At 47.9% G+C, this 895-nt stretch carries 2 tRNA genes and 2 rRNA genes; all 4 read right to left on the bottom strand.

The features are described 5' to 3' along the window. Window positions 1-441: ribosomal RNA gene (locus tag ACK3CR_RS27025) — 23S ribosomal RNA — on the bottom strand; the annotation flags it as partial. 121 nt (window positions 442-562) lie between these two features. Then, window positions 563-638 (bottom strand) — tRNA-Ala (locus tag ACK3CR_RS27020). Between the two features lie 14 nt (window positions 639-652). Continuing rightward, a tRNA-Ile gene (locus ACK3CR_RS27015) sits at window positions 653-729 on the bottom strand. Between the two features lie 83 nt (window positions 730-812). After that, window positions 813-895 (bottom strand): 16S ribosomal RNA (locus tag ACK3CR_RS27010); the annotation flags it as partial.

Raw genomic sequence — 895 nt, 5'->3', positions numbered from 1 at the left:
GGGATTTCACGTGTCCCGCCGTACTCAGGATCCACTCAGGAGAGAAGAACATTTCAACTACAGGGTTGTTACCTTCTGTGACGGACCTTTCCAGGTCGCTTCGTTTATGTTCTTCTTTTATGACTCCGTGTAGAGTGTCCTACAACCCCAGAAGGCAAGCCTTCTGGTTTGGGCTTCTTCCGTTTCGCTCGCCGCTACTCAGGAAATCGCATTTGCTTTCTCTTCCTCCAGGTACTTAGATGTTTCAGTTCCCTGGGTCTGCCTTTCATACCCTATGTATTCAGATATGAATCCTATTCCATTACGAATAGTGGGTTCCCCCATTCGGAAATCTCCGGATCAAAGCTTACTTACAGCTCCCCGAAGCATATCGGTGTTAGTCCCGTCCTTCATCGGCTCCTAGTGCCAAGGCATCCACCGTGCGCCCTTTCTAACTTAACCATTGATTGGTTATTTCAACACTAACAGTGTTGTAGCGATCGTTTACTCGGTTTTCTCATTAAATGAGAGTTATATGGTTTAACCTTGCTTTACTTGTTATCTAGTTTTCAATGAACAATATTGGTGGAGCCTAGCGGGATCGAACCGCTGACCTCCTGCGTGCAAGGCAGGCGCTCTCCCAGCTGAGCTAAGGCCCCAATAAACAAGAATATGGTGGGCCTGAGTGGACTCGAACCACCGACCTCACGCTTATCAGGCGTGCGCTCTAACCAGCTGAGCTACAGGCCCATATTCGTTGTATGTAATATACAATTAAGAGAGTAAGTTCTCTCAAAACTGACCAAAATACGTCACGTCTCTATTCTCCTTAGAAAGGAGGTGATCCAGCCGCACCTTCCGATACGGCTACCTTGTTACGACTTCACCCCAATCATCTGTCCCACCTTCGGCGGCT

The organism is Priestia sp. TRM10 (assembly GCF_057808375.1).
This window is presented reverse-complemented; position numbering and strand designations above follow the sequence as displayed.